The sequence below is a fragment of the Fulvivirga ulvae genome (assembly GCF_021389975.1).
In the GTDB taxonomy this organism is placed as follows: domain Bacteria; phylum Bacteroidota; class Bacteroidia; order Cytophagales; family Cyclobacteriaceae; genus Fulvivirga; species Fulvivirga ulvae.
On sequence record NZ_CP089981.1, the window covers coordinates 2211376 to 2234489 of the forward strand.

Annotated in this window: 20 protein-coding genes, 2 tRNA genes and 1 pseudogene; 13 read left to right on the forward strand and 10 right to left on the reverse strand. The window is 42.3% G+C overall.

Going from position 1 to position 23114, the window contains the following annotated elements; genetic code table 11:
• The first annotated feature begins 4 nt into the window (after nucleotides 1-4).
• Nucleotides 5-2344 (forward strand): sensor histidine kinase, encoded by a 2340-nt coding sequence (locus LVD17_RS09115; protein ID WP_233766239.1) that lies wholly within the window; start codon nucleotides 5-7, stop codon nucleotides 2342-2344.
• Between the two features lie 89 nt (nucleotides 2345-2433).
• Complete coding sequence (gene msrA, locus LVD17_RS09120; RefSeq protein ID WP_233766240.1) at nucleotides 2434-2997, forward strand: peptide-methionine (S)-S-oxide reductase MsrA; 564 nt, start codon at nucleotides 2434-2436, stop codon at nucleotides 2995-2997.
• A gap of 82 nt (nucleotides 2998-3079) precedes the next feature.
• Here msrA and LVD17_RS09125 read toward each other — a convergent pair whose 3' ends face one another.
• Complete coding sequence (locus LVD17_RS09125) at nucleotides 3080-5719, reverse strand: T9SS type A sorting domain-containing protein (protein ID WP_233766241.1); 2640 nt, start codon at nucleotides 5717-5719, stop codon at nucleotides 3080-3082.
• 276 nt (nucleotides 5720-5995) lie between these two features.
• Nucleotides 5996-7363 carry an exonuclease domain-containing protein gene (locus tag LVD17_RS09130; protein ID WP_233766243.1) on the reverse strand — a complete coding sequence of 456 codons (1368 nt, stop codon included), beginning with the start codon at nucleotides 7361-7363 and terminating at the stop codon, nucleotides 5996-5998.
• 216 nt (nucleotides 7364-7579) lie between these two features.
• On the opposite strand from LVD17_RS09130, the gene LVD17_RS09135 reads away from it, so the two are divergent.
• From LVD17_RS09135 to LVD17_RS09185, 11 genes are all read left to right on the forward strand, one after another.
• Complete coding sequence (locus LVD17_RS09135) at nucleotides 7580-8086, forward strand: YkvA family protein (RefSeq protein ID WP_233766244.1); 507 nt, start codon at nucleotides 7580-7582, stop codon at nucleotides 8084-8086.
• 25 nt (nucleotides 8087-8111) lie between these two features.
• A complete protein-coding gene (locus LVD17_RS09140; RefSeq protein ID WP_233766246.1) occupies nucleotides 8112-8324 on the forward strand; it encodes a YtxH domain-containing protein in 213 nt (70 codons plus the stop codon).
• A gap of 4 nt (nucleotides 8325-8328) precedes the next feature.
• Nucleotides 8329-8667, forward strand: coding sequence for a phage holin family protein (locus LVD17_RS09145; RefSeq protein WP_233766248.1), 339 nt, complete (start codon nucleotides 8329-8331; stop codon nucleotides 8665-8667).
• A gap of 253 nt (nucleotides 8668-8920) precedes the next feature.
• Nucleotides 8921-8993, forward strand: a tRNA-Gly gene (locus tag LVD17_RS09150).
• A 105-nt stretch (nucleotides 8994-9098) separates the two neighbouring features.
• Nucleotides 9099-9183, forward strand: a tRNA-Leu gene (locus LVD17_RS09155).
• A gap of 393 nt (nucleotides 9184-9576) precedes the next feature.
• Nucleotides 9577-10929, forward strand: coding sequence for a serine hydrolase domain-containing protein (locus LVD17_RS09160; RefSeq protein WP_233766250.1), 1353 nt, complete (start codon nucleotides 9577-9579; stop codon nucleotides 10927-10929).
• A gap of 162 nt (nucleotides 10930-11091) precedes the next feature.
• The gene (locus LVD17_RS09165; RefSeq protein WP_233766252.1) at nucleotides 11092-11628 is read left to right on the forward strand and encodes an HD domain-containing protein; all 537 of its coding nucleotides are present in this window, start codon (nucleotides 11092-11094) and stop codon (nucleotides 11626-11628) included.
• Between the two features lie 9 nt (nucleotides 11629-11637).
• On the forward strand, nucleotides 11638-12087 hold the full coding sequence (locus LVD17_RS09170; RefSeq protein WP_233766254.1) for a hypothetical protein: 450 nt from the start codon (nucleotides 11638-11640) through the stop codon (nucleotides 12085-12087).
• A 64-nt stretch (nucleotides 12088-12151) separates the two neighbouring features.
• Nucleotides 12152-12388: a hypothetical protein gene (locus LVD17_RS09175; protein WP_233766255.1), complete on the forward strand. Its 237-nt coding sequence runs from the start codon at nucleotides 12152-12154 to the stop codon at nucleotides 12386-12388.
• Nucleotides 12389-12511: 123 nt separating this feature from the next.
• Nucleotides 12512-13036: a TetR/AcrR family transcriptional regulator gene (locus LVD17_RS09180; RefSeq protein WP_233766256.1), complete on the forward strand. Its 525-nt coding sequence runs from the start codon at nucleotides 12512-12514 to the stop codon at nucleotides 13034-13036.
• 4 nt (nucleotides 13037-13040) lie between these two features.
• The gene (locus LVD17_RS09185; protein ID WP_233766257.1) at nucleotides 13041-13454 is read left to right on the forward strand and encodes a nuclear transport factor 2 family protein; all 414 of its coding nucleotides are present in this window, start codon (nucleotides 13041-13043) and stop codon (nucleotides 13452-13454) included.
• 44 nt (nucleotides 13455-13498) lie between these two features.
• On the opposite strand, the gene cobN is transcribed toward LVD17_RS09185, so the two are convergent.
• The 8 genes and pseudogenes from cobN to LVD17_RS09225 all read right to left on the reverse strand — a co-directional run bounded on the left by cobN (nucleotide 13499) and on the right by LVD17_RS09225 (nucleotide 23108).
• The gene (cobN, locus tag LVD17_RS09190) at nucleotides 13499-17230 is read right to left on the reverse strand and encodes a cobaltochelatase subunit CobN (protein WP_233766258.1); all 3732 of its coding nucleotides are present in this window, start codon (nucleotides 17228-17230) and stop codon (nucleotides 13499-13501) included.
• A 12-nt stretch (nucleotides 17231-17242) separates the two neighbouring features.
• A complete protein-coding gene (cobW, locus tag LVD17_RS09195) occupies nucleotides 17243-18280 on the reverse strand; it encodes a cobalamin biosynthesis protein CobW (RefSeq protein ID WP_233766259.1) in 1038 nt (345 codons plus the stop codon).
• A gap of 7 nt (nucleotides 18281-18287) precedes the next feature.
• On the reverse strand, nucleotides 18288-18881 hold the full coding sequence (locus LVD17_RS09200; RefSeq protein WP_233766260.1) for a cob(I)yrinic acid a,c-diamide adenosyltransferase: 594 nt from the start codon (nucleotides 18879-18881) through the stop codon (nucleotides 18288-18290).
• Entirely contained in the window at nucleotides 18878-20203 is a 1326-nt protein-coding gene (locus tag LVD17_RS09205; protein WP_233766261.1) for a cobyrinic acid a,c-diamide synthase CobB, read from the reverse strand. Before LVD17_RS09205 ends, LVD17_RS09200 begins: the two co-directional genes overlap by 4 nt.
• A complete protein-coding gene (gene bluB / locus LVD17_RS09210) occupies nucleotides 20200-20823 on the reverse strand; it encodes a 5,6-dimethylbenzimidazole synthase (RefSeq protein WP_233766262.1) in 624 nt (207 codons plus the stop codon). Before bluB ends, LVD17_RS09205 begins: the two co-directional genes overlap by 4 nt.
• Nucleotides 20820-21581, reverse strand: coding sequence for a VWA domain-containing protein (locus LVD17_RS09215; protein WP_233766263.1), 762 nt, complete (start codon nucleotides 21579-21581; stop codon nucleotides 20820-20822). Before LVD17_RS09215 ends, bluB begins: the two co-directional genes overlap by 4 nt.
• Nucleotides 21578-22513 carry a magnesium chelatase ATPase subunit I gene (locus tag LVD17_RS09220; protein WP_233766264.1) on the reverse strand — a complete coding sequence of 312 codons (936 nt, stop codon included), beginning with the start codon at nucleotides 22511-22513 and terminating at the stop codon, nucleotides 21578-21580. Before LVD17_RS09220 ends, LVD17_RS09215 begins: the two co-directional genes overlap by 4 nt.
• Nucleotides 22514-22518: 5 nt before the next feature.
• Nucleotides 22519-23108, reverse strand: a pseudogene (locus tag LVD17_RS09225) (DUF7676 family protein).
• Nucleotides 23109-23114: the final 6 nt, after the last annotated feature.

The window sequence follows — 23114 nt, forward strand, 5'->3', positions numbered from 1 at the left end:
TAATATGAAGAGCTGGTGTCTGTTGTTGGCTTTTGTTTTGATTCAGCGTGTTGGCCTGGGCCAAAACACCCTGACTCTGATTTCGCACGATAGAGAGATCAATCTCAACACATATTTATCCGCTTACGTCGATACCTCGCATTCACTTACCCTGGAAGATATTGTGGCGCTTCCTAATAAAAACTTTAAACCTATACCTAAAACAGGTTTACGAACCAATGTTACCAAGGATGTAATTTGGGTTAAACTAACGGTTTCAAACCCCCATAATACCAGGGCGGATGTAATCATAGATTTTATAGATCCTTCCCTTGAGCATATAGAACTGTTTAAGTTTACAGAGAGTGGTTTGCTAAAGTACGCCACGGGTACAGGCCTGCACCCCAGAGAAAAGAGTGTTTTTTCTAATAAGAACAGCTTCCTTATTGATTTTCCCAGGCGGCAAACAACTCAGATTTATTTTAAGATTTCTTCACCCAATTATATGACGATCTCTGCCAGGCTGCTGGATGATGGGCAGGCCATGGAAGAGAACATGGAGGAAAGAACATTTCTGGGCATGTTCTACGGAGCTATTTTGATCCTTATGGTGTTTAATTTTTTGCTGTCGGCCATTACACGGCTCAGAGTATTTTTCTTCTATGGCCTTTATATCCTTACCATTGCTGTCTTCACAGGTGCAGCGGATGGCTTTACCCCTTTTTATCTTCATTTTTTAATTGAGTGGACCAACGGTTATCAAGACATGGTAACAGCAACACTTAGCAATATTCTGGGATTGTTGTTTATGCTTGAGTTTCTCCAGGTAAGATCATGGTCGAAAACTTTTTTTAATATCGTAACCATTTTTGCAAGCCTGGTCGGGCTCTCCATCTTAACATTACTATTTACCTATCCTTCTCACGGATACCTACTCCTTAATTTTTATGGTATCATAAGTCTTGCCCTTATGCTTACAGGCGGTGTATTGGGCACAACAAAAAAAGTACCCCAAGGTATATATTACCTTCTGTCTTACATTTTGTTTGGCTTTTTTATACTCATTTTCATTTTAAACCTTCTGAGAGTAATTGAATATTCGTTTTTGGTGCAGTATTCAATTCATCTCGGCTATATGTTGAGCATTGTTATTTTGTCATATGGTCTTGGTGTGAGAATATATGAGCTTTACAAAAGCTATCTGCTACGGGAGCAGGAAAAGCAGCATTTGATCGAGCAGAAGAAAAAGGAGCTTGAAGTAAAGGTTGCAGAACGGACCCATGATATTCTAATCAAAGAAACTAACCTGAGGGCAATACTTGAAAATACTGACAGCGCCATCTGGCTGGTTGATGAGCAATACAGACTTATCGATTACAACAATGTGTTTGCAAAACTTTGTGATGAGATATATGGTACGTCGCCCGAACGAAACCAGCTGGTGCTGGACATCACGCCGATGAATGTTGAAAAAAACCGCTGGGAGAAAAGATATTATGAAGCTTTGAAAGGGCAAGGCGGAATATTTATTGATCAAAATAAGGTGGCAGGAAAAATTCATCACTTTGAAATATATACTTTCCCAATAGACAGCAATGGCCAGATAACGGGTGTTTCTGCTTTTGCAAGAGATATTACTATTAGAGTTGATGCACTGGATCAACTCAAAAGCCAGAATAAAGCTTTACAAAAAGTAAATAAGGAACTCGACAGTTTTGTTTACAGTGCTTCTCATGATCTAAAAGCTCCATTAGCTTCCATTGCCGGGTTGATATCACTGGTAAGGCGTGAAGAGGACCTGGAGAGTCGGCAAGCCTACTACGATATGGTAGAGCGCTCCATCGCCAGGCTCGACCAGTTTATCAGTGACATTATTGATTATTCCCGAAATGCAAGACTCGAAAAGGATGCAGAGCCTGTAAAGTTTGAAGAAACTATTCTTGAGGTATTTAATGACCTTGCCTACATGACTGATACCCGGGATGTTGCGAAGAATATCAATATTACGCAAAACACAATCTTTAAGACTGACCCGACACGCTTAAAGGTTATATTCCGAAACCTGATCAGCAATGCCATAAAGTATGGTTGCAGTCACGAAGGAAATGACAGAATAGATGTTGACTGTGATGTAAGCACAAGAAAAGCTATTATAAAAATACGGGATTTCGGACCGGGAATTAGTGAGGTACATCGTAAGAAAATATTTGATATGTTTTACCGTGCAGATGAAAATGGGTCGGGCACCGGTCTCGGGTTGTACATTGTAAAGGAAACTATTGAAAAGCTGAATGGCAAAATCAAACTTGTGACCTCAGAAGGTGAAGGTTCAACCTTTATTGTAGAAATACCAAATGCCAAATGATTTGTCGTAAACAAGACTATGGGGGCTTAAGTTTTATTTTTTGAAACTTTAATTAGCTACTTTAGTTATTGACAAAAAGGATGATAACTATGGAATCAAAAAATCAGGAAAGCGGCAGCTTAAAAAAAGCAACGCTTGGAGCAGGTTGCTTCTGGTGTGTGGAGGCTGTTTTTCAGCAGGTTGAGGGTATTGTTGCGGTAGAATCGGGCTATACAGGAGGTAAGGTTAAAAATCCTACTTATCGGGAAGTTTGTAGTGGTTTAACAGGTCATGCAGAGGTTGCTCAGATAACCTATAATCCAAATGTAATTTCTTTTGAGGACTTACTTGAAATATTCTGGAAGACTCATGACCCCACCACACTTAATAAACAGGGAGCGGATATGGGTACTCAATACAGGTCAGCTATTTTTTATCATGATGATGAGCAAAAAGAAATAGCCGAAAAATACAAGCAGGAGCTGGATCAGGCGAAGATTTTTGATGACCGGATTGTAACGGAAATATCCCCTTTGAAAGAATATTATAAAGCAGAGGATTACCACCAGAACTATTACAACCAAAACTCGGCACAGCCTTACTGCTCATATGTAGTGCGTCCGAAAGTAGAGAAGGTGAGAAGATTGTTTGCCGACAGGCTGCAGACCAAATAATTCAACCTGTTATAAAATAAAAACTGCTTCATAGATTAGTTTTCATGGCTATGAAGCAGTTTTTGTTAGTTTTCGACTACTCTTATCTTGTCAGAAGTAGTTTTCCTCTGTACACTTTTCCGGGAGTAGTTACCTTATAAGTGTATATGTCATTCGGTAGTCCGGTAGCATTCAGGTCAAATGAATATTTATTGCCTTTGTTCACCTGTCCTTCAAATAATACGCTTACTCTTTCACCACGTTGATTATAAATCTCTACTGCAGTGTTTCCGTCGTATGAAGCTACAAACTCGATTTTTGTAGTTTCACTGAACGGGTTAGGATAAGCCAAAATTTCTGTTTCCGTATTGTCCGATTCAACAATAGCTGTTTCGTAGCTGACGCACTGACCATATTTGTACCCTATAGTGTAGGTACCATCTGCCAGGTCATAAGCACATGCATCATCAGTAGCACATACGGTAAAGTCGATGGTGAAGCTATCACCAAACTCGCTTTCACCAAAATTACTTATGTTGTCAACTTTGAATCCTGATAAACCTGTGCGAGGATCAGTGCCATACTCAATGGTCCAGTGTTCTGAATTACTTACTCCGTCAATTGAAGTACATTCAGGTACGGCTATACTCAGGTGAGAAAGACCGTAAGAATGAGAACCGTTGTATTCGACTGTGGCTGTATAGGTATAGCAGTTTCCATCTACAGATACCAGCACAATATCAGTATCAAAAGGGTTACTGCAAGCACCGTCACTACCAGAGCCGTTGTCACCATCACCGCCATCGCTATCATTATTTCCACCCTCGGTGTCACCGCCATCGTCGCCACCATTATCTCCATCAGTGCCATCTCCGTCCCCGGAGTCGTCATTACCGTCACCATCATCGCTTCCTGAATCTCCTTCGTCGTCGGTACCGCCATCAGTGCCATCATCCGTTCCATTGTCACCTCCATCACCAGTGCCGTCATCACTTCCTGTATCAGAACCATTGTCAGTACCATCATCCGTGTCATCATCTCCTGGGTTATCAGGATCCGGACATCCTGCTGAGTTTGCATCAACAATGAACTCCTGAGCTACAGAGCAACCGTTGATATCAGTAACAGTAACGATATATGAACCTGACGTAAGGCCTGTTCTGTCTTCGAGCGAGCTTTCATCCATCCAGTTAAAGTCATAGGGTCCTGTGCCCCCTGTTACCGTTAAATCAAGATTGAATTCACTTTCGACACAATTAACATTTGTGATTTCAGCTGATAAGGACAATGGATCTGGCTCTGTTAAGTAGAAATATAACTTTCTTGAACAACCGGTCGCGTCCGTTACAGTTACATCATACATACCGCTGATAAGACCAGAGATTTCTGAGGTAGTACCACCATTTGACCAAACGTATGTGTAAGGGGCCTGACCACCTAAAGGAGTTACTTGAATGTACCCGTCAGCGCCGATACACGTAGGGTTTTGTGAGCTAGTGCTTACCTGGAATGTCTCTGTAAGTACAGAAATCCTAAGTGTGGAGCTACAACCTCCTGCATCTGTTACGGTAACACTATATATCCCTTTAGCTAATCCTGATAAATCTTCGGTAGTGCTGCCATCAGACCAGGTATAAGTGTAAGGCTCGGAGCCTCCTGATACTATAAGATCAATACTGCCGCTGTTATCTTCGACACAAGATGTAGGTGTAGGAACCGCACTTAGGTTCAGAGAATTGTTTTCTTTCACAATGAACGATCGGCTGATGGAGCATCCGTAGCCATCTGTAACCTGAACATTGTAAACACCTGCAGCCAGTCCGCTGATGTCTTCAGTTGTCGCACCGTTAGACCATACAAAAGAATACGGCTCAGAACCACCGGTAACCGTAATGTCAATACTTCCTGTGTTACCACTACAGCTTGTTTTTTCAACTGCTGCTGTCAAACTGATCGTAGTCTGGTTTTCAACCACAGCAGGAACTTTAACCGAACACCCTCTGCTATCAGTAACTTCCAATTCGTAATAACCAGCACTCAAATTACCGATAGAAGCGGTTGTCGCACCGTTGGACCAAAAGTAAGTATAAGGAGATGTTCCTCCTGTTACATTTACACTGATGCTACCGTTGTCGGAGCCACTGCACGATGCAGAGCTAATATTTACCAAAGTATTCAATGCTCCAGGTTGGTTGATCAATGCCGTTAACATAACACTCTCACCATTGGCATCAGTGATGGTTACTGAATACTCTCCTGCAGATAAATCGGTATTTAATGCGGTAGTGCCTCCATCAGACCATTGATACGTGAAAGGTGCTTCACCTTCTACCACAACTACCTCGGCAGTACCATCGCTTAAACCAAAGCATGATACATCGCCGGTTTCGACATGTGCGGAAAGCTGTGAACAGGTAATTTCTGTTTGTTCGTAAAACACACAAGTAGCAGCCTTGTAAGCTACTTCGGGAGCCCAGCAGCTCAACGATTCCTCGCAGGTTTCACTGTCTGGGCAAAGTGTAAATTCTACCGTGAATTCGCCGGCCTGGCCATCTTCTCCAAAACCTCCGATGTCATCAACTTTGAATCCGCTTAAGCCACTTGTGGGGTCGCTACCTACTTCGATAGTCCAGCCTTCGGAGTTAGTGATGGAAGAAACGCTGCCACAAGGGATAGCCACTGTGTAATGGGAAAGTGCATGTGTACAACCTCCGTCATTAGTAACGAGTAAGGTGTATTTCAAACAGCCACCTTCGGTTTCAGTTATACTTTGTACTTGTGTTCCAAAGCAGCTTTCCCCGCAGTTTTTTGGCAAATTACCGTGTGCAAAGGAATAGCTACCTGAAAAAAGGAGCCAACAGACAATAAAAGTTTTTAGTATAGATGATTTCATAAATGTTCCTTAAGCCACATATAGATGTAGCTCACCGTGAGCTGGTAAGTGTAGCTTTGGACGAGCCGTAGCTGCAGCCGATAAGTGATTGGTATATAACGATGAGTAGGGTTCGATTGAGTGCTGTCAGGTCAGTTCAATGATATCTGCCTGAGGGCTATTTATATAGCTTTGGATATAATGATCAATCTCAATGGTTGTTTTGTAATTGTTGATAACTGTCTTTATATCATCGAGATGCGAAATGCTAACATCCTTGTCGCAAAAACCAAAACCACAATAAGTGCCTCTTTCTACCAGTACAACGGAACTCTCTTCTTCCGTACGCCCCGACCCTACAATAGCAAATGATTTTTGTGTTTCATGGAAAGAGTCTATTGCCTCATCTACTTTGTTATTGTATACCTGAGTGGTCTCCTTACCATCGCATGCGCCGGCACATTGTCCGAGTGGCAGGTCATAACAAGGGCCGTCGGATTTTTGGATGCCTGAGAGCTTGGGACAAAGATCAAAATCACGGATCTTGTTCATCATAAATTGCCAGGCATCGGAATGCGAATGAAAGAAGATCAGGGGCTGAAGGCCTTTAACACTTTTGCTGATATTAAATCGCAGGTACCCCTGCCGGTCTTCGTATTTGTAAATACCCCAGGTGTTGCTCAGCACTTTTTGTGCTCGGTTGTATTTGGGCCACAGCCGCTTGATTTCATGCGATTCCAGGAGCAAAGCCACCAGCTCATTTCCCGTAAGTTCATAGCTGATATGATGGATCTCGTTTCTTATGGCCTGGTTTCTCCGGTTTTTGCTGGTTCCCGAGAAATGTCCCGTTATCCTTTTCTTGATGTCGATAGCCTTCCCTACGTAGATTACCTCGCTCCTCTGGTTCAGGAAATAATACACACCAGGCTGTTCGGGTAGGTTTTCAAACTCCTCCTTAGGCAGGTTAGGTGGTAGTGTGGTTTCCTTTGAATTTTTCTTCAACGCCAGGGCCACATATTCGCTGTCCTTTTTAATGAGCATATCAAAAAGAATAGCTGTAGCCTGGGCATCTCCTCCGGCGCGATGGCGGTTTCGAATTTCAATATTTAGTTGCTCACAAAGATTACCTAAACCGTACGATCTCAACCCGGGAAACAGTACCCTGCTTACCCTTACCGTACATAGTCTTCTGGGACTGAAACTGAGGTTTACTTTTTCAAACTCCTTTTTGAGGAATGAATAGTCGAAATGTACGTTGTGTGCTACAAAGATCTTATCTTTTAAATAGTCGTATAGCTCATGGGCAATTTCTTCAAAAGAAGGAGCTGACTCAACCATATCCTGCCTTATACCTGTAAGGCCGGTGATATAAGATGGGATGATCTGTCCGGGATTAATTAGTGTTTCATAGGAATCCGTAACTTCATTGCCATCATGTAAAAAGATGGCTATTTCAGTAATTCTATTATTTCCCGCAAAACCTCCAGTTGTTTCTATGTCGACTATAGCATACACCACACTAAATTAAATATAATACGAACATTTATTTGGTACTCACCATTAAAATAACGCCACAATGAGCACGCCAGTGGTATTGTTTTTTGTTATGGTGGCTATAAAGGTATTTAGAAACATCTATGGCGATTTATGTGTTATAGCAATAAAAAGGAAGACTAAGCACTTGCAATAGTACGACTTTGACCATAAATGACATTTACACCTACACCGCATATGGAACAAGCAACAAAAGCAACCACAGATTATAATCCGTCAGAAACAGAAAAGGTTTCTGAAATAGGAAACTCCGGTAATTCAACAATAGGTGCTGTACTTGGATCGAGGGTTTTTGCTCTGGCTATGAAGGTGGCAGAGAAATATTCTTACAGCAAAAGCAAGATATACAGGCTACTTCAACACGCGTTTGAAAAGCTAAAAGAGGAAGGTAACCGGCATCGCCTACAGAAGGATTTTAAGGAGAAAACCCAAACTCTCACACGCATGATCAGGGCCTACTACAATGGCGAGTACCGAAAGATACCTACAACAGCAGTACTTCGCATTCTGGGTGGTCTGGTGTACTTTATTTGGGTACTGGATCTGGTGCCCGACTTTATTCCTATACTGGGTTTGGCTGACGATCTGGCTGTGATAGTATGGGTGTATAATGGCTTGAATGAAGAAATTGAAGATTTTGAGCGTTGGGAATCTGCCATTCCTGAGAATTTTGAAGAAGGATAATTTTAAAACCAAATAATATAAAACTATGAATGATAATGGAAAATTTCTTCTCGGTCTTGCCGCAGGTATTGGGGTAGGTACCGTTTTAGGTTTATTAATTGCACCCGACAAAGGATCTGCAACTTATAAAAAGGTTGAAGGCGCTATAAGAGATGCCGCAAACGATCTTCTGGAATACGGGTCGGAAACAGTGAAGTCAGCAAAAAATGAATTGCATTCTGTAAAAAACCAAAATTAGGAAGATGTCATTATTGTCTAGAGTAATTCGTAAACCTGTCAATTTTGTTGAGCATCAGATTGATAAAGTAAAGGAGAATATTCGTGAGGAGATTTCGGAGAAAGTCCAAAAGCTAATCCTGGTTATTTCTCTGGCGGTTTTGATGCTTTTTGCTGTTCTGTTTGTCAGCATCGGGGTTTCCATTTATTTTAATCGGCTCCTTGAATCCGAAGTTTATGGATACTTTATAATTGCAGGTATTTACGTTTTACTTTTTACAATCCTTTTTGTGATACGTCGTAAAGACTATCTATACAGGAAGCTAAGACAATATGCAGATCTGTTTATGAAAACAATGTATTAGCGTAGGGGCCGTATCAAAAGCCTGAGTTCTGATGCTGTTACTGACGGATGAACTTTTAGAAGTTAAGCTACTAATTTGACAGGTTCATTCCTTGTAAATCATTAGTTTTGAGCTTTTAATACGGTCTCAATTTTATAAACAGAGGAAAAAGTTTATAAACGATTAAATTTTTTTAAAAAGGCGTTGCAAATTAAAATCCCTTACTTAAATTTGCAGTCCACTTGAGAGAGTAGCTCTCGGGTTTCAAAAATAAGCGAGAATAGCTCAGCTGGTAGAGCACGACCTTGCCAAGGTCGGGGTCGCGGGTTCGAATCCCGTTTCTCGCTCAGATTTTCAAAACGTGAAAATAACTAATTTGCCTGCACGAATAGCAGGCTTTATTTTTAGAGGGTATTTCTGAGTAAACGAAATTTGTCTACGATGTAGACTAAGCCCGGGTGGTGGAATTGGTAGACACGCAGGACTTAAAATCCTGTGACCATTGCGGTCGTGCGGGTTCAAGTCCCGCCCCGGGTACATTAAAGCCGGTCATTGTAAAATGATCGGCTTTTTTGTTTTTCTATGGTAACCTCTGACCTCTGACAGGGCTCAAAGCCCTGTCAGAGGTCAGAGGTTACCATAGAGTCATTAAATATTTAATGAAAGAGGAACAATAGAACACAACACACTCAAAATATGATCTTCATTATACCTTTTGGAATATTATTCTAGGTAAAAGAAAGCCCGCACTACCCGCACTAATTATCATTTGTTCAAATAATCAATCGCTTCTTTAGAATAATCTTCAATCTGATTTTCAAGAATTATTTTCAACGATATACAATAACGCTATTTTTATTCAAAACATATACCTTGTATTACAAGGTACTTTGTTATAGATTGCATTAACAACAAAAACTCGAAATAAATATGAAAAAGTATCTAACCATTGTGGCTATGGTCGCAATACTTGCGGCGGCCTGCTCTAAAAGTAAAAACTCCGAGCAATCAGAGATTGTCCAAGACCAAAAAACATACAAAAGTCAAATTGATAGTCTGTTATCAGTATATGAACAGAGAGGTGACTTTATGGGAAGTGTAGCAATATTTGGCAGCGGGCAAACGGTGTATTCAAACGCTATTGGTTTTAGCGACGTTGAGACTAAAAGAAAATTAAAACCAGACACAAAATTTCGAATAGGCTCTATCAGCAAAACTTTTACTGCTGTGCTGGTACTGATGGTGCAAGAAGAAAACAAGTTCAGTTTAGACCAAACTATCGATACATATTTTCCTTCTGTGGAAAACGCCGGAAGCATCACCATATCAAACTTGTTAAATCATAGAAGTGGCATACATAGCTTCACCCGGGACAAAGATTTTTTCAGTTATCATACCAGGTATATCTCGTCGGACGATATGCTCAATACCATCTCGAAATACCAAAGCGATTTTATGCCTGACAGCAAATCCGAATACAGTAATTCAAACTATTTCTTACTTGCTCTGATCCTTGAAAAAGTATATGAAACGACCTTTGAGAATATTCTTACTGATAAAATTCTTACCCCTCTTGATCTGAAAAACACATATGCTGGCGACACAATAAACTTAGAAAACAATGAATGTTATTCTTATGAGTATATTGATGATTGGTCAAAATTACCCGAAACAAATATGTCTGTAGCCATGGGCTCCGGATCGATAGTTTCTACTTCAATTGATTTAACTGTATTTATCGATGCGCTATTCAGTGGCAAGCTCGTCTCAGCAGCAAGTCTTGCAAAGATGAAAACCATAGTAGATGATCATGGCATGGGTTTAATGAGGTTTTCTATAGGAGGAAGAGAAGCGTATGGACACCACGGATCTATTGATGGTTTTAAATCCACCCTTATGCATTTTCCTGACCAGGGTTTGAGCATTGCATTAGTTTCTAATGGATCAAATAGTAATAATAAAGAGGAGGTGTTTATGGAAGTTTTAAAGCACTATCATCAGGATAAACTTATTGAAATATCAGAAGCAGAAGTCATTCGATATGTCGGTACATACACTAATCCGAATGATGCATCAGATAAGTTGATATTCTTAAATGATGGAAATATATTAATTCATAGTATTAAAGGAGAGTTTGAAGAGCCATTGATATATAAGGGCAGTCGCCGTTTTTTATTCGAACAGCTTTATGCCGAATCAATGGTTTTTACATTTTCGGTAGATGGGAAGCAACTTACACTCAATCAAGGTGAGTATGAGGGTGTTTTCTACAAAGACGAGTGATATAAATAATATGATCCGGTCATCATAAAAGTGGCCGGATTTATTGTTAAGGCATCTATCTTCATCGATATTTAAGGGAGTTTGTACAATCCCAAAATAGATTAGTTTAATTTGTGATTAAATAAGCGCATGTATCACCCCTGGCATTTATAAGTAACTTCCATGACCCAAGACCTCTACCAAAAAGCCATAAAATTTGCAGGAGAAAAACACTGCGATCAGAAAGTACCTGGTACTAACGCCAATTATTTACTGCACATCTCTAATGTGGCCATGGAAATACTGATGGCTTACCAAGCCGAAAGCAATTTTGATCTAGACTTTGCCGTACAGGTTGCCTTGCTGCACGATACCCTTGAAGATACGGATACGACCTTCGATGAATTGAAAGATAAGTTTGGCGAAAGAGTTGCCCTTGGAGTTAAAGCGTTGACTAAAGACGGTAACCTTTCCACCAAGACAGAAAAAATGACCGATAGTCTTAACCGCATTAATGAATTGGACAAAGAGGTGGGTATGGTAAAACTGGCTGATAGGATCACAAACCTGCAAGCGCCTCCAAGCCATTGGGACAAGGAGAAAATTACAGCCTACCTGGAGGAGGCGAGGATACTTGATAAAGGGCTTGAAGGAATAAATGAGTATTTGAATATAAGGTTGAAGCGGAAAATAGGAGAATATGAAAAGTATGTTCAATAAGGTCTGGGCATGAGACAAATCACAAATTCACAGAAACTTACCATATACCTTAACACTGCCCCTTTCCTGCTTGGTGAGGGATTCTGTATTGGAGGTGTTTTAATTCCTGTTATTGCCTTCCCCAGTATTGAAGCTTTTTTAGGTTTGGTTTTCTTAGCAATTGGAGTATTTATTGTCTATCGCAAATATCAAACGGTTAAAAGAGGTACTTTCGTTTTAACGTATGGCGTAAAGTCAGAAGCTGTAGTAACCGATATAACTAATACGAACTGGAAGCATAACAAAAGAAGGGTAAAGGAGTATAACTTTCAATTCGAGGCCAACGGAAGGAAGTTTAATCATGAATATCGTTCAGCATTCCAACGTCATTTAAGAGCTGGAAGTAAGATGTACATATTTTATATCCAGGAAAATCCCAAATTGGTCTTCATACCCAAGTTGTACAACTTGAATTTATAGGTGCTTTATAGCACTCTTTATATAGAGTACTTTGGCAGAGATTGATGGCTTAGCTTAGCGCAATATGTCAGCAACCTTTAATTCTATGACCAACAACCATTCCATAAGCAGCCATCCCGATTTAGAAGTATTTTATGAATCTGTCGAGATTTCGCGTTTCAAGAGCAACCTGAGGTGTGTGCTGTTTGATTACTTAAGTGTCAAACATTACGACCTGATACCAGACATTGAGAGTTTTATACAGGACATGAACTCTTTGTTTGACTTCCTTGATGCTCTTGAGAAAGTGGAGCGTTCCTAATTGCTATACCCTTATCCAAGCATTGAGGAGGCTGGGTATCTTTTGAATTTTCATTCTTAATTTTTATACAGACTTGTCTAATCAAGTTATATTCTCTATGTTTGCCGAATCAAATCGTAAATAATGAAGGTTCGAGATAAACTGATATACACAGCCGCCAGGCTTTTTCATCAACAAGGATATAACTCTACGGGAATAAACCAGATTATTGATGAAGCCGGTATAGCCAAAGGAAGTTTTTATTACAACTTTAAATCTAAGGAAGAGCTATGCATAGCATATTTGGAGTTTCGCCATGAGCATTGGTTTACAAAGCTTAAGCAATATGTAAAGAAACATGCCAGCGACACTAGTGAGATCTTATGCGCATTCGACTTCCTGATATTTATGAATGAACTCGAAAATTTCAGGGGCTGTAGTTTTCTCAACATACTTGCTGAGTTGAATAAAGGCGATGAAAAAATTCTAAAGGTCATTCAAAGTCATAAGAATGACTTAAGAACCTACTTCAACGATCGCATAAATGACGCCACCGTAGGCGATCATATGTATCTGCTATTTGAAAGTGCTTTGATAGAAAGTCAATTATTCAAAGACCAATGGCCAATTATTAAATCAAAAAATATTGTTCAATCCCTAATTAACTAAAGCTATGGAAGTGAAAAAACCGTTGCCGCCATTCACGCATGAAACAGCAACATTAAAAGTGCAAATGGCAGAAGATGCGTGGAACTCAAGAAACCCGGAGAAGGTTTCTCTTGCCTACTCTGTAGATACCGAGTGGAGAAACAGAGATAAATTTATCAAAGGCCGAGAAGGAGTGGTTCAGTTCTTATCTGATAAGTGGAGTAAAGAGCTTGACTACAAACTGAAGAAAGAACTTTGGGCCTTTACTGACAACAAAATAGCTGTGCGGTTCGAGTATGAATATCATGATACGAACGGGCAATGGTACAGAGCCTACGGAAATGAGAACTGGGAGTTTGATGAATACGGATTTATGAAAAAGCGATATGCCAGTATTAACGACCTGCCGATTGATGAAAAGGACAGAAGGGTGAGGTAAAGTCACCCTTTTATTGTTGTTGTATCAAAAAGCATAGAATAGCTTTACTCTATATCAGACTCTGATTCGAGAAATATCTTTTTAAGCTGCTCTATGGTTTGCTCATCAGGATTTTGCCACATACCGCGCTGTATAGCCTCCAACATACGTTCAGACATATCTTTCAGTGCCCACTTATTGTTTTTTCGAATAAATTCCTGATTCTGTTCGTCGAAAAGGTATGCTTCGGTGATGCCCTGGTACATGAAGTCTTCGATCAGGTTGGTAGTGGCATCATAGGCAAAGAGATAATCCATAGTGGCAGCCATTTCAAAAGCTCCTTTGTATCCATGGTCCTGCATGCCCATGATCCATTTGGGGTTGATGGCTCTGGAACGGTATACTTTAAGGAGTTCTTCTTTTAGTGTTTGTACCCTTGGGTTTTCAGGTCTTGAATGGTCACCAAAATAAATTTCAGGTTGGCTGCCTTTCTGGCTTTGTACTGCTGCTGCCATACCTCCCTGAAACTGGTAGTAATCGTCAGAGTCCAGAATGTCATGTTCGCGGTTGTCCTGATTTTGCATCACTACCTCTATAGTAGCCAGTCGGGACTCAAACACAGCGTGAGCCGATCGGCCTTCATTCTTTTTGCCATAGTAAGCATAGCCGCTCCAGTTCATATACACCCTGGCCAAGTCCTCGGTGGTAGACCAGTTTTGTTCATCGATCACACCTTGAAGGCCTGCTCCATAAGCGCCCGGTTTGGAACCAAACACCCGGTATAGTGAGCGTTCTTCAGCTTGTGCCTCTGACAAACCTTTGCTTATCCAGTCCCCTTTTTCTTTTTTATATCGTGCCCTTATTGGGTTTTCACTATCGGGTTCATCGAGATGAGCCACCTTATCTATGGCCGCATTAAAGAGGGCTATAGTATCGGGGAATGCATCTCTGAAAAAACCGGAGATACGCAACATCACATCTACCCGTGGTCGTTTCAGCTCCATGAGAGAAAGCACCTTAAAATCTTTTACCCGCCTGTTGGCCCCTTCCCAAATGGGCGCAACCCCTATTAATGCGAGTGCCTGCGCAATGTCGTCTCCTCCGGTTCGCATAGTAGCGGTACCCCAGACGGAAACCCCAATGGACGTTGGAAATTCACCGTTTTCCTGCAAGTACCGGTCTATCAGGTTTTGTGCACTTTTTTTACCCAGCGCATAGGCTGATGGAGAAGGTATGGTACGCACATCAACAGAGTAGAAATTTCTGCCGGTGGGCAGTACATCCAGTCTCCCTCGTGTGGGAGCTCCTGAACCACCTGCTGGAACGTACCTGCCGTTCAAACCTGTGAGTAAGTTGTCAAGTTCTTCCGTGGTGCGTTGTACCTTGGGCAGTGTTACATTTTCCAGGTAAGTTTTAACCTCTATGGTTTTCGGTAGCGAAGCAGGCTTCATCTCCCACTCTCTCGTCAGTAACTTTTTTGCCAACTCCTCCAGCCTTTCAACGGCCTTGCCCAAGGTACGACAGTGTACGCCTTCAATGTCTTTTCCATACGTTTCTTCGTATGCACAATTGAGTGGATCAAAGTCGAGTTGCAGATCTTGAGCAAGCGCTTGTGTGAATCCCGGGAGGCCAGACGAGGGTATGCGATGAAGTGCAACCATCAGGTCTGTCAGTTTTTCCTTTTGAGGCACCTGTCCCAGTATATGGAGTCCGCCCCTGATCTGTGCTTCTTTTAGTTCGCACAAATAGCCGTCAATGGTTTCAAGCAATTCATCAATATCATCAGTATGGCTGTTCAGGTCTGTTTTGAGCGAAGTAGACTTTACCAGCTTTTCGATGTTGTTTTTTATAAAGCTCGCTCTTTTGGGATCAAGCAAAGCAGCTTCGTAGTACTCATCTATCAGCTGTTCCAGTTTGAGCAGGTCTCCGTAGGCATCTGCCCGGGTCAGTGGAGGGATAAGGTGATCTATAATTATTGCCTGATTTCTTCTTTTGGCCTGAGTTCCTTCACCAGGATCGTTGATAATGAACGGATAGAAATGCGGAATGGTACCTAAAATGCTTGCAGGAAAACAGCTTTCCGGGTTGAGTGCCACGCTTTTCCCCGGAAGCCATTCGAGGTTGCCGTGTTTTCCTATATGAATTAAGGCATCGGCCTTAAACTCATGCTGTACCCAAAAGTAATAAGCCAGGTAATCGTACGGCGGTGCAAGGTCAGGCGAATGGTAGGTCGCCTGTATATCGATATTGTATCCTCTGCCTGGCTGGATGCTTACAAATAAATTGCCCAGACAAAACCCCGGCAGTGTAAACTTTCCACTTTTATAGCTAGGCGAGTCGTAGGGATGGCCCCATTGCGTCTCTATTTTTTCTCTTAGTGTTTTGGAAACCTGATTATAGTAACTGAAAAATGCGTGCTCATCAATCCACACTTCTGCATCCTTTAGTAAATGGGAATCAGGTTCGTTGGTAATATAGCGTGTTAGCAGCTCTATCAGTTCACGATCAGTTTCCGGAATATCATCGCCCGTATCATACCCGGCTTTTTGTAATGCCTTTATGATCTGTACAGTACTGGCAGGCGTGTCCAGTCCAACACCATTGGCTAGCCGGCTGTTTTTGTTGGGGTAATTGGGCATGATAAGCGCAACCCTTTTCTCACAGTTTTCCTTTCTCTGCAGGCTGATCCACCTGGAGGCAAACCGAGCTACAAACTCGCAGCCCTGGTCATGAGGTACGTAGGTGATTATATCAGAGTCCGTCACTTCGTCTTTTCCCGTGGACTCTTTAAATGAAATGGCCGTGGTAATGATCTTGCCATCAACCTCGGGCAGGGCAATGTTCATGGCCACATCAGTGGGAGGCAGCCCAAATTGACCTTCTTCCCAACTTTGCCTGTTACATGAGGCGAATATGGCCTGTATCACTGGCTTCTTTAGCTGATCGAAAAATCCATTCGCGTGATCACCAAAGTTATTGAAGGCAAATCCCGTAGTATTGATGATCACCTCAGGTTTATAGTTGATACGAGTAAGCAGTTGATGGATTTCCCGGCCGATGTTTTCGTCGCGAAAGCTTAATGCCATGAGTACCACTGGTTCTACACCGTGTTTTTCAAGCTGCTCGGAAAGTGCATGAAGCGGTTGCAAATTATTGGCCAGAAAGTGAGCCCTGTAACTTAAAATAAGTACCTGATGCTGGTTCGAATCAGGCTGAAAACCTTTGAGTATGCCTCTTTTGTGGTGGTAAAGAAACATGGAAGGCACATCCGATATGCCGGCAAGCGGTAATTTGAATGAAAAGAACTCATTAAGGAGCAGTTTTAGGCCTTCTGTCAAATTATGTACCCCACCTGCCATGCAATACTGCCAGTACTTATTGACCAGCGCCAGTGGCACGTTGGAAAGCTCCATAAGTTCCATGTCGGGCTGGTCGTACCCTGGAATAAATATGACCTTTATTCCTCTCTCTTCGGCAATTTCTACAAATGCTTCGCAGAGATAGGAAAAGTATGATTTACCCCCCAGCAACCTAAGCACAATTATTTTAGCCTCTGAAGCCACTTCATCGATATACGTATCGATGCTTAGCTCCTGCTTAAAGTAAGTTAGGTTGGCAAGCCTGAAGGAGGGTAGATTTTCATATTGATCACCTAATTGCCTGTAGGCATCATTTGCAGTCTTGATTTCTGTATCGCTTGCTGAAAGAAATAAGATATCACCCGGCTGTTGTTCCACATAAAAGACTCCCTCATCGTTAGGGTTCCACCCTCCGGGTATTGTTGCAATCAGATGCATAAGGCTAAATTTTTATAGTAACGAACTTTCTGTTTGAGGCTCCAGACCTTTTGCGTCCAGGCATCTGCCGATCACAACAAGTCGGGTTTTTCTTTCTTCGTCTTGTTTCCAGTTTCGGTCAAAGTAATAGTCGAAGCGACTTCCAACTCCCTGCAATACCATGCGCATAGGCTTATCAGGAATATTTACAAACCCCTTGATGCGGTAGATCTCGTTGTCTTTTACCCACTGGTTTAGGGTTTTAACCAATTGCTTGATGTCCTGAGTTTCCGGGTATTCGATGATTAGGGTGTTAATATCATCATCGTGGTCATGATCATGCCCATGTTCGTGATGGTGCTCATGTATAGAGTGCCTGTTATCCAAATCATCTTCAGCAGAAGCTTCAATCCCAAGAAGTAATCCGTTATCAATTTCACCATTCGTTACCGGAATGATCTTCGTATTGGTCCGTGCTTTTTCTTTGATCACCCCCTCTATCTCTTGCAATTTCTCATCATCTATCAGATCAGTTTTGCTGATCAATACGAGGTCTGCACAGGTTAACTGATCTAAAAACAACTCTTCGATAGACGTTTCATGGTCTAAAGAGTCATCTGCCAGGCGCTGTTTCTGTACCTTTTCCCTGTCACAAATTTCTCCAGTGGCTAAACCTACAGCATCCACAACGGTGATCACGGCGTCAATAGTTATGTGAGGCTTGAGATCGGGCCAGCTCACCGCTCTTACTAAGGGCTTGGGCATGGCGAGTCCTGAGGTTTCAATCACTATATGGTCGATGTCTTCCTTGCGTTCGATCAGTTCAAGCATCGAAGGGAGAAACTCTTCCTGCACGGTGCAGCAAATACACCCGTTGGCCAGCTCAATCATATTGCACTCTTCATCGCCACAGCCAGATTTTATCAACTCTCCGTCTACACCCACTTCTCCAAATTCATTGACCAAAACAGCGATACGTTTGCCGTTTGCATTTTTTAGCATGTTGTGAACGAGTGTGGTTTTTCCTACACCGAGAAATCCGGTGATGATGGTAATAGGTATTTTTTTCATGGGTTACTTATTTAACTTCTGTTGTTGATTTTTTGCGTTTGTATAAAAACAGGTTCCATTTTTCTTCCGCCACGCCGTGCTTGTCCATTTCGCTGCGAGCCATGGTGAAAAACAGGTCGGATAATCGGTTGATATAGCCCGACACGTAATCTTCCACACACTCGGGATCTTCATGAATGAGGGATACCAGCCTGCGCTCTCCACGCCTGATCTGCGTGCGCACTACATGGCAAAGCGCAGAAATTTCGTTTCCTCCGGGTAGCAGAAAATAGTCTGATGGACTGGACATATCATTTTCCATTTCATCGATCCAGGCTTCACAAAATTCAGCGCCATCCGTGGGTCTTGCGTTTTTGTTTTCCTTTGTGGAGATAGATGGCCTGGCCAGGTGAGACATCATGTCCATCAAGTCTTTTTGAATTTTATGTAAGTTGGGTTGCCATTCGTGGTCATCTCCCAGCTTTGCTCTGAGTAGTCCAATAGTGGAGTTGGCTTCATCAAGTGTGCCCAGGCATTCTATTCTGGGAGAATTTTTAAACTCTCTTTTCCCTCCAAATACGCCTGTATGGCCTTTGTCTCCTTTACGAGTGTATATTTTCATGTTTGTATAGTGGTTATGGTTAAGTTTAATAATTGATTGACATGTTGAACTGAGCCTAAGTAGAAATGTACATAGGATGCCAGTACACGCTTGTACCGATAAATTTTAGTATTTACCGGAAGGTCTCTGGCACTAAGGAGGCCGCCTGTAAAGGCAGTGTCCTGATCATTAAAAATGGTGGAATAGTGAAATTCGTGTCCTTTTAAACAGCCATGCTCAAGGGGCAATTCTCTGTAACCCAGACTCAGCTTTGAATGCTCCATCGACGTGTAGAAATCAAATACTCCTGACATGGAAAATGTGCGCCCCTCTTCATCTATGATTGATCGACTCAGATACATTAATCCACCGCATTCGGCAATGATGCGGCCATGGTTAGTTGCATAGTTTTTGATACTTTCCAACATTTTGGTGTTGGCAGAAAGTTGCTCCAGATAGCACTCAGGGTAGCCTCCCGGTAGATAGGTGAGATCAGCTTCCGGCAAGGCATCGTCGTGCAATGGACTGAAAAATTTTACCTCTCCCATGGCTTCGAGAGTTTCCAAATTCTGCTGGTAAGTAAAATTAAATGCTTCATCTTGGGCGATTGCTATTTTTAAGTTTGGCCCGGATGCTTCCGTTGGAGGGTTTACAACTTCCTGAGATGGTCTGTTGGTAAGTTTTAATAGCAGTTCTATATCAACCGTTTTTTCAAGCTGCCCGGCAATCAGCTCTATAGTGGGTTCGTACGTGGAGAGGTTTGCAATAGAAAGGCCCAGGTGTCTGGAGGGTATTTCGATTTTATCTACCCACGGCAAATAACCCAAAGCGGTAACCCCGACATCATCGCAGGCATCTTTTAAAAACTGATAATGACTTTCGGTATTTACCTGATTGAAGATTACTCCGGCAATTTCCACCTCGCTGTCAAAGTTTTTAAAGCCATAGAGTAAGGGAGCCACTGAATAGGCCACGGCTTTGGCGTTGACAATCAGCACCACAGGGAGTTGCAGTTTTTTGGCAATTTCGGCGGTGCTTCCAGCGGCTTTACGTGCGCCGTCAAATAGTCCCATCACACCTTCAATACAGGCCATGTCTGCGGATTGAAGGTGTCTGTTATAACATGACTCCAGCTCACCGTCATCCATCATATACAGATCAAGGTTTCGGCTTAAGTGCTTAGCGGCCAACTGATGAAATTTGGGATCTATATAATCAGGTCCACACTTGAACGGATGTACCCGCTGCCCCCGATTACAAAGTGCCCGCAACAAGCCCAGTGTTAATGTGGTTTTTCCAGCGTTGCTGGTTGGCGCTGCTATGACAAACTGAGGTTTATTCATAGCCCCTGAGTTATTTTAACTACATGTGGAGCAGAGCTTTTTCTCTTCCAGTTGTGCGTTTCCAGCATAGGACGGTTATCATAGTCATCTGCGGGTTTGCCTATGCAGAAATATCCAAGTGGTTTTACGATTTCAGGTAAATTTAAGAGCTCCTTAAACGCTATATAGTCTAATATGGAGACCCACCCCATGGAGTACCCTTGCTCCGTGAGGGAAAGCCAGATGTTTTGTATGGCACAGGCCGTGCTCCAGGTTAAGGTCTCGGAAGTGCCTATGGTGCCAATCACATATTCATCCAGCACGGATAGGTCGGTAGCTATTACCAGGCCGACGGGTGCCGAGGTGATCGCTTCCAGTTTAAGAGATTGGTGTTTGTCCAGTTTGTCCGGGTCTGCTATTTGATTTTCGGCCTGCTGGCGCGAGGAGTCAAACAGGTTTTTGATTTTCTGTTTTAGTGGCTGATCTTCTATGATGTAATACCTTGATGGCTCAGATAAACCTACAGACGGGGCGGCATGCCCTGCTTGCAGTGCCTTTTCCAGTACTTCATCGGGTACAGGTTCTGAGGTAAAGTGTCGTGTATCTCTTCTTTTGAATATTACATCGTACAAGTCCATCATATCTCAAGTGTTTTGTAATTGGCTTTTATACTATTAGCAAAATCTTTCGCCATTTGAAGTTTCACAAAACCTGATTCGGTATCGACAACCGTTACAGACTTTAAGGAGCCAAGCAGCTGTTTGTGTAGTTGTACTGCTTCTTCAAACGGAGTTGATGTTTTGCCTTTATTAATTTTTCCATCTGTTAAAATGAAAAGCTTAACTATGTCGGAGCCCTTTTGCTTTCTAATCACCTCATAAACTTTTCGAATACCCGAGGCCATATTGGTTTGCCCGCCGGTTTTTAGATCTTCAAGCGACTGAAAGAGCAACTCTTTACTTTTGCCCGGAGGAAATATGAGCTGAGACTCGCCTTGTAGCAAAGCAATCAAAGCATATTTTAAAGACTGTCGGTTATGTTTTTTAGCGGTGTTCTCTATCAGCCCTTTTACATAAGCAATCATTTTATTCTTCGCCATGGAGCTGCTGGAGTCTATGAGGAAAATTATAAGTGGAGCAGCATTATGGGAAGTCTTCTTTTGTTTTAACTCAAACCGATCGTGCAGTAAATAATGGTTGACTGTTTGCAGCAGATCGCGTGTTTGTACAAACCGATGGCTGGGTTTAAGGGTATGGTCACCAGAGGTTACATCTTTGATCTCGAACCCATGTTTGGATTTTTGACCCCCATCCGGTCGCAAGGATAAACTAGCATGGGTGACCATTGCATTGAATTGCTGTTCAGGCGATCTGTTTCCGGATGTGTTATTAGCATTCATAAGATCAGACGGGGCTTTTTTTTTGCGTCATCTTGCGGTGCAGAGCCGTTGTTTGGTTTGGCATTTGGTTGCTTTTGCGATCGATGCCTGAGTACGAAAGGCGCTACTTTTTGAATGTCTTCGTTTTCAATGGCCGATCTGTTATGCAGTGCGGCATATGCCCGGGCGGTCTTTATAATAAGGATATCCGCTCTCATACCTTCTACCTGATGTTCAAGGGCTATTTTTGATGCTTCGGCAATGCAGGTTTCCGGTATTTCAACATCACTCAGCGAAGTCCTGGCCTGAATAATACTGGACTTCAGTACCTGATCATTTTCTTTAAAGCGTTCACAAAACACTTCAGGGTTTGTGTCAAACTCAACCCTGCTTTTGGTAATGGCTATACGTATTTCTGGATCTACAGGTGTGGAGATATCCAGGCAAAGGCCAAAGCGATCTTGCAATTGAGGTCTTAAATCACCCTCTTCAGGATTCATAGTCCCTGCCAGGCAAAACGAACTTTCAAAAGTATGCGATATCCCGTCCCTTTCCAGGAAGTAGCTGCCTGTTGATGAAGCATCGAGTAATATGTCCATCAGGTAGTCATTGAGCAGGTTGATCTCATCGATATATAAAATACCACCATGAGCCTGCGCCAGGAGACCTTTCTGTACAACCTGCTTTTTATCGTTGATCAGTTTTTCTATATCCACATGCCCGAGCACCCTGTCTTCCGTGGCGCCAATCGGGAGGTTGATGAACGGAAAGGGCTGCTCATCGTCACTCATCAGTTGGGCCAATGACCTGACCAGTGTTGTTTTACCAGTTCCTTTATCTCCATAAGCCAGCACTCCGCCTATGGTGGGGTCAATAACGCAAAGCGTGAGTGCCAGTTTGAAATCATCCTGCCCTACAATAGCCGAAAACGGAAATAATCTTTTGTTTTTCATCTGAATTAACTTGTGCAGGCTTTGAAACCTCCCTGTGTATCTTTCGGGTCTTCTTCAAGCCCCAGGTGTTTATTTCTTAGCGTATTCCACATGTCCAGTTTTTCCCATTTAGGATCTTTTTGCCTTTTAAACTTGGGGAAGAGGTCATAATATGGGTTGGGAAAGAATACAGTGATCTGATTCTCGCCTGCTCCATTGAAGCTTCTGAATCCCAACTTGAAGGGTTGCCATCCTTATTTAGTCGCCTGTAAAATTCTGCACGGCTACATTTGCGTAGCTTTTTCAATTCCTCTGAAGTTGGGGCCTGGCGTGTACCATTGTTTTCTCCAATACAGACATGAAAATGCCAGGGGCCAAAATCAACGGTCAGATATCCATCGAGTAGCGAGATTTTGGTAGGAGCGTTAGGGGCACCTACCTCCCAGGCGGCACCCTGACACAGAGTGCCAAAACGAATTTGCTGCCAGTAGTTGCTGAAGATGTCTTCTAAAAGATCAAATAGTATTTCCTCTTCACATGCCACAGGAAATACTTCCTCCTGAGCGCCGTCCAGCGTAGTTATGGTTTGGGGTTTTTCTATGGTATTCATCAGCATATCTTA

Excerpts from the sequence above, each read along its gene's own strand:
- bluB (WP_233766262.1), bottom strand. The coding sequence starts at position 20,823 with ATGATGGACTTGTACGATGTAATATTCAAAAGAAGAGATACACGACAC.
- LVD17_RS09220 (WP_233766264.1), bottom strand. The coding sequence starts at position 22,513 with ATGAAAAACAAAAGATTATTTCCGTTTTCGGCTATTGTAGGGCAGGAT.
- LVD17_RS09145 (WP_233766248.1), top strand. The coding sequence starts at position 8,329 with ATGTCATTATTGTCTAGAGTAATTCGTAAACCTGTCAATTTTGTTGAG.
- LVD17_RS09135 (WP_233766244.1), top strand. The coding sequence starts at position 7,580 with ATGGAACAAGCAACAAAAGCAACCACAGATTATAATCCGTCAGAAACA.
- msrA (WP_233766240.1), top strand. The coding sequence starts at position 2,434 with ATGGAATCAAAAAATCAGGAAAGCGGCAGCTTAAAAAAAGCAACGCTT.
- LVD17_RS09115 (WP_233766239.1), top strand. The coding sequence starts at position 5 with ATGAAGAGCTGGTGTCTGTTGTTGGCTTTTGTTTTGATTCAGCGTGTT.
- LVD17_RS09215 (WP_233766263.1), bottom strand. The coding sequence starts at position 21,581 with ATGAATGCTAATAACACATCCGGAAACAGATCGCCTGAACAGCAATTC.
- cobN (WP_233766258.1), bottom strand. The coding sequence starts at position 17,230 with ATGCATCTGATTGCAACAATACCCGGAGGGTGGAACCCTAACGATGAG.
- LVD17_RS09140 (WP_233766246.1), top strand. The coding sequence starts at position 8,112 with ATGAATGATAATGGAAAATTTCTTCTCGGTCTTGCCGCAGGTATTGGG.
- LVD17_RS09170 (WP_233766254.1), top strand. The coding sequence starts at position 11,638 with ATGAGACAAATCACAAATTCACAGAAACTTACCATATACCTTAACACT.
- cobW (WP_233766259.1), bottom strand. The coding sequence starts at position 18,280 with ATGAAAAAAATACCTATTACCATCATCACCGGATTTCTCGGTGTAGGA.
- LVD17_RS09185 (WP_233766257.1), top strand. The coding sequence starts at position 13,041 with ATGGAAGTGAAAAAACCGTTGCCGCCATTCACGCATGAAACAGCAACA.
- LVD17_RS09205 (WP_233766261.1), bottom strand. The coding sequence starts at position 20,203 with ATGAATAAACCTCAGTTTGTCATAGCAGCGCCAACCAGCAACGCTGGA.
- LVD17_RS09160 (WP_233766250.1), top strand. The coding sequence starts at position 9,577 with ATGAAAAAGTATCTAACCATTGTGGCTATGGTCGCAATACTTGCGGCG.
- LVD17_RS09175 (WP_233766255.1), top strand. The coding sequence starts at position 12,152 with ATGTCAGCAACCTTTAATTCTATGACCAACAACCATTCCATAAGCAGC.
- LVD17_RS09165 (WP_233766252.1), top strand. The coding sequence starts at position 11,092 with ATGACCCAAGACCTCTACCAAAAAGCCATAAAATTTGCAGGAGAAAAA.
- LVD17_RS09200 (WP_233766260.1), bottom strand. The coding sequence starts at position 18,881 with ATGAAAATATACACTCGTAAAGGAGACAAAGGCCATACAGGCGTATTT.
- LVD17_RS09180 (WP_233766256.1), top strand. The coding sequence starts at position 12,512 with ATGAAGGTTCGAGATAAACTGATATACACAGCCGCCAGGCTTTTTCAT.